The organism is Alsobacter sp., from assembly GCF_059501845.1.
The window spans coordinates 47,225-53,851 of sequence record NZ_JCACDK010000009.1; the positions used below are offsets into that span (position 1 = coordinate 47,225).

The following is a 6,627-nucleotide window of genomic DNA, read 5'->3' on the forward strand; positions in this document are numbered from 1 at the left end:
CGCGGAGCGCGGGTCTTCAGACCCGCATGGGTCAGCTCACTGGGCGTCTGAAGACGCGCGATCCAGCAGGAGAGTGCACGAATGTCCGAGCCGGCCGAACCCGCCCTTCGCGACCTTCGGGCCTTTATCGCTCTCGGTGAAACACTCGGCTTCCGAAAGGCGGCGGACCGCCTGGGCGTTGACCCGTCGCTCGTCAGCCGCCGGGTCCGGCAGCTGGAGGAGGATCTCGGCATCCGCCTGGCGCGGCGGACCACGCGCGACGTCGTGTTGACGGAGGCGGGCCGGGCCTACCTGGAGCGCGCCCGCGCCGTCGTGCGGGATCTCGACCGTGCAGCCGAGGAGGCGCGGTCCCTGGCCCGGGGGCGGGCGGGACGGCTGCGCATCGGCTACATGTCTTTCGCCGCGCTGGCCGAGATGCCCGAGGCGGTCCGGCGCTTTGCGCTGGCCTATCCTGAGGTGGCGGTCGACCCCTTCTATCTCGGCACAAGGCCGCAGCGGGAAGCGCTGCTGCGCGGTGAGATCGACCTGGGGTTCATGCTGGGGCCGCTGCGCGACCGGGCGCTGCGCTCGCTGACGCTGTCGGAGGAGCGGCTCGGCATCCTCGTGGCCGACGACCATCCGCTTGCGCAGAACCCGGCGCCCACGCTGGCGGAAGTGGCGTCCCACCCGCTCGTCCTCGGAAGCGGCGAGGAGTGGGAATTTTTTCGCGCCCTCGTCTTCGACGTCTTCGCCGCGGTCGGCCTTCCCGTGACGGTGGCCTGCGAGGCGACGGGGACTCTCGGAATCCTGGGTCTCGTGGCCGCAGGCCTTGGCCCTACCGTACAGTCGGAGACGATGATGCGGACGAGGCCACAGGGCGTGGTGTTCCGGCCCATCGCCGATGCGCCGAACCGGATCCAGACGGTGCTCGCCTGGAACACGGGGGCTGCCGTGCCGGCAGCCGCCCGGTTCGTCGAGCTCGTCCGCGCGCTGCGGGTCCCGCAGCGGCGCGGGCGGGCGTGATCAGCCAGCCATGCCGGCGCGCAGCGTCTTCGTGCCGGCCTCGTCGACGGCCCATCCATAGCCGTCGTCGACGGCCTTCAGGGCCACGCCGTAGACGTCCCTTGCGTGCTCGGGCGTGATGAAGTCGTCCAGCACGTCGTCGAGCACCTTGGCCGGATCGCGCTCCAGCGGGCTGCCGTAGCCGCCGCCTGCAGGCGAGAAGTAGGACGCGACGTCACCCTCGTTGACGCGCATGCCGGAGAACTTCGCCGGCATCTGGGTGATCTTGTCGGGAGCCGAGGCGTTGTAGATCTCGAACTTGCCGACAGCGCCTTCCTTGCCGCCGAAGATGCCCCACGGCGTATCCTTGTGGCGGTCGGATTCGTGCGTGACGAAGCCCGGCGTCAGGAAGCGCTGGGACTTCACGACGCCCTGGCCGCCACGGAACTTGCCCGCTCCCGGCATGACGTCGTCGCGCACCTCGTAGCGGTCGCAGATCAGCGGCAAGTGCATGCCGAGGTCCTCGAGCGGGTTGTTGCGCGTGTTGCGCATCAGCTCCTCGACCGTGTCGGGCCCGTCGGAGAAGGGCCGGCCGCCCATGGCCGCCTCGTTGACCTCCAGGAACACCCAGTAGTCGCCATTCGGCCGGACACCGGAATAGGCGGCGAATGACAGCGTCGCCGAGTTGCCGGCCGTCGCCTTCTCCGGCACCACCGGCGCGAGCGCCTTGATGATGAGGTCGACCACGCGCTGGATCTGGCAGAAGCGGGCCTCGGCCGCCACCGGCGCGATGGGGTTGAAGATGCAGCCTTCCGGCGCCGTCACCTTCACCGGACGGAACGAGCCTTCGTTGGCCGGCACCGGGTCCTGGTTCGTGTAGGTGTCCAGCAGCAGCGCGCGGAACGCGAAGTAGCAGGCCACCTTGGTCGAGCCCTCGAAGGGAACGTTGAACGCGGTTGGCACCTGGGGCGAGGAGCCGGTGAGATCGACCTCGACGCCGTCGCCCTGCACGCGCACCGTCACCTTGATCGGCAGGGTCTTGTCGCGGTTGCGGCCGTCATCGTCGAGAAAGCCCTCGGCCGTGTATTCGCCGTCCGGGATGGCCGCGATGGCGCGGCGCATCATCCGCTCGGAATAGTCCATGAGCTGGCTGCAGCAGCGCAGGACGAGGTCCTGGCCATAGGTGCCGAGCAGTTCCTGGAAGCGTCGGACCCCGAGCTCGGCGGAAGCGATCTGCGCCTCCAGGTCGCCCATTACGAGGCTGGGCACGCGCGTGTTGTCGCGGATGTACTTCCACAGCCACTCGTTGCGCTTGCCCTCCTCGTAGAGCTTCAGGCCGTTCATCAGCATGCCTTCGGCATACATGTCAGGCACGTCGATGATGAGGCCCGGCGTGGCCGCGCCGATGTCGACGTGGTGCGCGGTGTTGGCGGAGAAGCCGACGAGTTCACCCTCGTGAAACACCGGCATGACGATGGCGATGTCTGGCGAGTGGCTGGCGCCGAAATAGGGGTGGTTGTGGATGACGCAGTCGCCCGGCTTCCAGGCGTCGAGCGGGATCGATTTCTCGATGCCCCTCAGGTAGCCCGGCAGCGAGCCGATATGCATCGGCGTCGAGTCGCTCTCGCACAGCGTGTTGAAGTGCCTGTCGAACAGGCCGGCGCCGAGGTCCTGCGATTCACGGATGATCGAGGAGTAGGACATCCGGTAGAGCACGTTGCCCATCTGCTCGGCGATGGAATGGAGTGCCCCTCCGACAACCTGGAGGGTGATGGGATCGACGGTCGCGGTCATGGTCGAAATCCTTCCCGTTCTCAGGCGCGGGTGATGCGCATGTCGCCATGCGACAGGACGCTCGCCCTGTAGCCGGGCGGCACCAGGGTTGTGGAGTTGTGCTGCACGATCAGGGCCGGGCCGGTGATCGTATCGCCGTCTAGGAGCTGGCCGCGGGCGTAGCGCGGCGTGGCGTGCGCCTTGCCGTCGTCGAAGATCGTCTCCGCCGTGTAGAGCAGCGCGTCCTTGGGATCCTTGCGGTTGCCCTTCTCCAGATCGGGCAGCCGCAGCATCTCGACGTCGGCGGTCGCGACGACGCGGACCGTAACGATCTCGACGAGCTGGTCCTCGAAGGCGTGGCCGTAGACGAGCTTGTGCGCCGCGAAGAAGCTCTTGGTCACCTCTCCAACGTTGTCAGGCCCGAGCGGCCCGGACGGCATGTCGGCGCGCAGCTCGAAGCCCTGGCCGAGATAGCGGCACTCGGCGATGCGGGTGAATTTCTGCCGCGAGGCGGGGATGCCGTCGGATTCCAGCTGCGCGGCGGCGTCCGCCGTCAGCTTCTCCAGGCTCTCGTTGATCGCCGCGAAGTCGGCGGCGGTCGCCTTCTGAAGCACGGTGAGAACCGAGCGGGTGGACTCGTACCGCAATTCCGTCACGAGCAGCCCCATCGCGGCGGTGATGCCGGGATGAAGCGGCGCGATGACGTCCTTCGCATGGATCATCTCGGCCAGCGCGACAGCGTGCAGTGGTCCGGCGCCACCAAAGCCCATGAGCGTGAAGTTGCGGGGGTCGATGCCCTTCGCCACCGAGTTGGCGTTGATGGCGAGCGCCATGTTGTTGTTGATGATCTTCAGGATCCCGAGCGCCGCGTCGGTGACGCTGAGGCCGAGCTTGTCCGCGATGTGCGTCTTCACGGCCTTGACCGCAAGCTCCTTGTCGAGCTTCAGGTCGCCGCCCAGGAACTGCTGCGGGTCGAGGCGTCCGAGCGCCACCTGCGCGTCGGTGACTGTCGGCTCCGTTCCGCCCTTGCCGTAGGCCGCCGGGCCGGGATCGGCACCTGCCGAGCGCGGGCCGACACGGAACGCGCCGCCGGCGTCGATATAGGCGATGGACCCGCCGCCCGCGCCGATCGCGTCGATGTCGATCATCGGCACGAGCACGGGCAGGCTGGCGACCTCGGTATCGCGCGGGTTCTTGATGCGAAGCTCACCGCCCTGGATGACCGAGATGTCGGCCGAGGTGCCGCCGATGTCGATGGTGATGACGTTGGGGGACCCGCAGGCCTCGCCCGTCCAGCGCCCGCCCATGACGCCGCCGGCCGGGCCGGACAGCAGCAGGCCGATCGGGTGCTTGGACGAGTTGTCGATGGTGGAGATGCCACCGTTCGACTGCATGATACGCACGGCGGCCTTGACGCCGGCGCCACGCAGCCGCCCCTCGAGCATGTTGAGGTAGGCCGAGGTCTTCGGGCCGATATAGGCGTTCATCGCGCAGGACGAGAAGCGCTCGTACTCGCGGATGACGTTCACCACCTCGGACGACGTGCAGATGTATGCATCCGGCAGGTAGGAGCGGACGATCTCGGCCGCCACCCGCTCATGCTCGTCGTTCAGGAAGGAGAAGAGGAAGGCGACGATGACCGCCTTGAGGCCGCGCTTGGCGAAGAGCTCGGCGGCGTGCTTCACCTCGTCCCGGTCGAGCGGAACCGCGATCGTGCCGTCGGGCGGCATGACGCGTTCGGAGACCGCGATGCGGTTGCGGCGCTTGACGAGCGGCTTCGACTGCCAGGGAACATCGAACTGCAGGGAGAAATTGTGCGGCCGCTTGTGGCGGGCCATGTGGAGGATGTCGCGAAAGCCCTTCGTGGTGATCATGCCCACGTCGGCGCCGTTGCGCTCGATGACCATATTCGTGGCCACAGTGGTGCCATGGAACAGGAAGTCGACGTCGCCAGGCGACACGCCCGCCATGCCGCAGATCTCGATGACGCCGCGTACGACACCCTCGGACTGGTCGGCCGGCGTGCTCGGCACCTTGTGGACAACGACCTGCTGACCGCCGCCGGGCAGGCCACGTTCAAGCACGATGTCCGTGAACGTGCCTCCGACATCGACTCCGACCCGGATCATGTTTTCTCCCCTCGCTGTCGCTTGCGGCAATCCTAGCGGCGGTGACACGGCCACCGCCAAGGGACCCCCGTAATTTCAGCTATTGTATGCAAAGGTCAGACCTGTCCGGGCCGCGGCGCCGGCCACAATTGGTCCTGATGACAGTTATTCCCACAATCCCCATGGCGCATCCACCGCGAGGCTGGGAATTGGCGCGGCGCAGGTACGAACACCTGCCCACTCGCGACTGGCCGAGGGAACGATGCCGCTGCCGCTGGAAGGACTTCTCGTCGTCGCCTTGGAGCAGGCTGTGGCCGCACCGATGTGCACGTGCCGCCTCGCAGACGCAGGCGCCCGCGTCATCAAGATCGAGCGGCCGGAGGGTGACTTCGCCCGTGGCTACGACGACGTGGTCGCGGGGCAGAGTTCCTATTTCGTCTGGCTGAACCGCGGAAAGCAATCCGTCGCGCTCGACCTCACCAGGCCGGAGGACGCCGCATTACTGGAGGCGATAATCGCCAAGGCGGACGTGCTGGTGCAAAACCTCAAGCCGGGCTCGATCGCGCGGCTCGGTTTCGCACGCGAGCGGCTAGCCCGCGACTACCCGCGGCTCATCATGGCCTCGATCAGCGGCTACGGCGAGGAGGGACCCTACGCCGACCGCAAGGCCTACGACCTGCTGATCCAGGCCGAGTCGGGTCTGGCTTCGGTCACCGGCGGGCCGGACGGGCCGGCGCGCGTGGGAGTGTCTGTTGTCGACATCGCCACCGGAATGAACGCCTACGAGGCGATCCTCGAGGCGTTGATCCGGCGCGGCCGGACGGGTGAAGGCGCCGACCTGCGCATCTCCATGTTCGACGCGATGGCCGACTGGCTCACCGTGCCGCTGCTGCAGCACGAGGGCGGCAAGTCCCCGGGCCGGGTCGGCCTGCGGCACCCCTCCATCGCACCCTACGGCGTCTTCGCCACGTCGGACGGGCAGGCCATCCTGATCTCGATCCAGAGCGACCGCGAGTGGCGCGTGCTGGCCGCCGACGTAATGGGCGACCCAGCACTGGCCGCCGACCCGGATTTTGCGACGAATGTGGCCCGGGTGGCACGGCGGGCCGACACGGATGCAAAGGTCGGCGCGGTGTTTGGCGTTCACACCGCGGCGGAGATGGAAAGAAAGCTCGCCGAAGCCGACATCGCCTTCGCCCGCGTCAGCACCATGGCGGACCTGTCCGGGCACCCACATCTTCGCCGCATCTCGGTACCCACGCCGCGCGGTGAGGCGAGCATTCCGGCTCCCGCAGTCCTCTGGCAAGGCGCAGCCAGGGCGTTTGGCGCGGTTCCAGCCGTGGGCGAGCACAGCGCCGCGATTCGACGCGAGTTCCTCGAGTCATAAGAAAGCGGGCGCCCGAGGCGCCCGCTCCGCATTCCTGGTGAGGTGAAATCAGGAGCGGTTGCCGCCCTGCTTGCCACCCTGGCTGCCGCCCTGGTTGCCGCCGGACTGGCCGCCCTGGTTGCCACCCGACTGGCCACCCTGGTTGCCGCCCTGCTGGCCACCCTGGTTTCCGCCCGACTGGCCACCCTGGTTGCCGCCCTGCTGACCGCCCTGGTTTCCGCCCGACTGGCCACCCTGGTTGCCGCCGGACTGGCCGCCCTGGTTTCCACCCGACTGGCCACCCTGGTTGCCACCCTGGTTGCCACCCGACTGGCCGCCCTGGTTTCCACCCTGCTGGCCACCCTGGTTACCGCCGGACTGGCCGCCCTGGTTTCCACC

At 68.0% G+C, this 6,627-nt stretch carries 5 protein-coding genes; 2 read left to right on the plus strand and 3 right to left on the minus strand.

Annotation, left to right across the window (positions count from 1 at the left end):
- The first annotated feature begins 81 nt into the window (after positions 1–81).
- Entirely contained in the window at positions 82–1,002 is a 921-nt protein-coding gene (locus AC5JCN_RS07210; RefSeq protein ID WP_495754360.1) for a LysR family transcriptional regulator, read from the plus strand.
- Here AC5JCN_RS07210 and AC5JCN_RS07215 read toward each other — a convergent pair whose 3' ends face one another.
- Positions 1,003–2,775: a hydantoinase B/oxoprolinase family protein gene (locus tag AC5JCN_RS07215; RefSeq protein ID WP_495754361.1), complete on the minus strand. Its 1,773-nt coding sequence runs from the start codon at positions 2,773–2,775 to the stop codon at positions 1,003–1,005. It lies immediately after the preceding gene.
- A 20-nt stretch (positions 2,776–2,795) separates the two neighbouring features.
- Positions 2,796–4,883: a hydantoinase/oxoprolinase family protein gene (locus AC5JCN_RS07220; RefSeq protein ID WP_495754362.1), complete on the minus strand. Its 2,088-nt coding sequence runs from the start codon at positions 4,881–4,883 to the stop codon at positions 2,796–2,798.
- Between the two features lie 241 nt (positions 4,884–5,124).
- On the opposite strand from AC5JCN_RS07220, the gene AC5JCN_RS07225 reads away from it, so the two are divergent.
- Positions 5,125–6,249 (plus strand): CaiB/BaiF CoA transferase family protein, encoded by a 1,125-nt coding sequence (locus AC5JCN_RS07225; RefSeq protein WP_495754363.1) that lies wholly within the window; start codon positions 5,125–5,127, stop codon positions 6,247–6,249.
- 48 nt (positions 6,250–6,297) lie between these two features.
- Here the strand turns inward: AC5JCN_RS07225 and AC5JCN_RS07230 are convergent.
- Positions 6,298–6,627 (minus strand): hypothetical protein (locus AC5JCN_RS07230; RefSeq protein ID WP_495754364.1); only part of this gene is annotated, 330 nt, incomplete at its 5' end.

Bases quoted from the DNA above. Each gene is read 5' to 3' on its own strand.
- AC5JCN_RS07210 (WP_495754360.1), top strand. From the start codon at position 82: ATGTCCGAGCCGGCCGAACCCGCCCTTCGCGACCTTCGGGCCTTTATC.
- AC5JCN_RS07215 (WP_495754361.1), bottom strand. From the start codon at position 2,775: ATGACCGCGACCGTCGATCCCATCACCCTCCAGGTTGTCGGAGGGGCA.
- AC5JCN_RS07220 (WP_495754362.1), bottom strand. From the start codon at position 4,883: ATGATCCGGGTCGGAGTCGATGTCGGAGGCACGTTCACGGACATCGTG.
- AC5JCN_RS07225 (WP_495754363.1), top strand. From the start codon at position 5,125: ATGCCGCTGCCGCTGGAAGGACTTCTCGTCGTCGCCTTGGAGCAGGCT.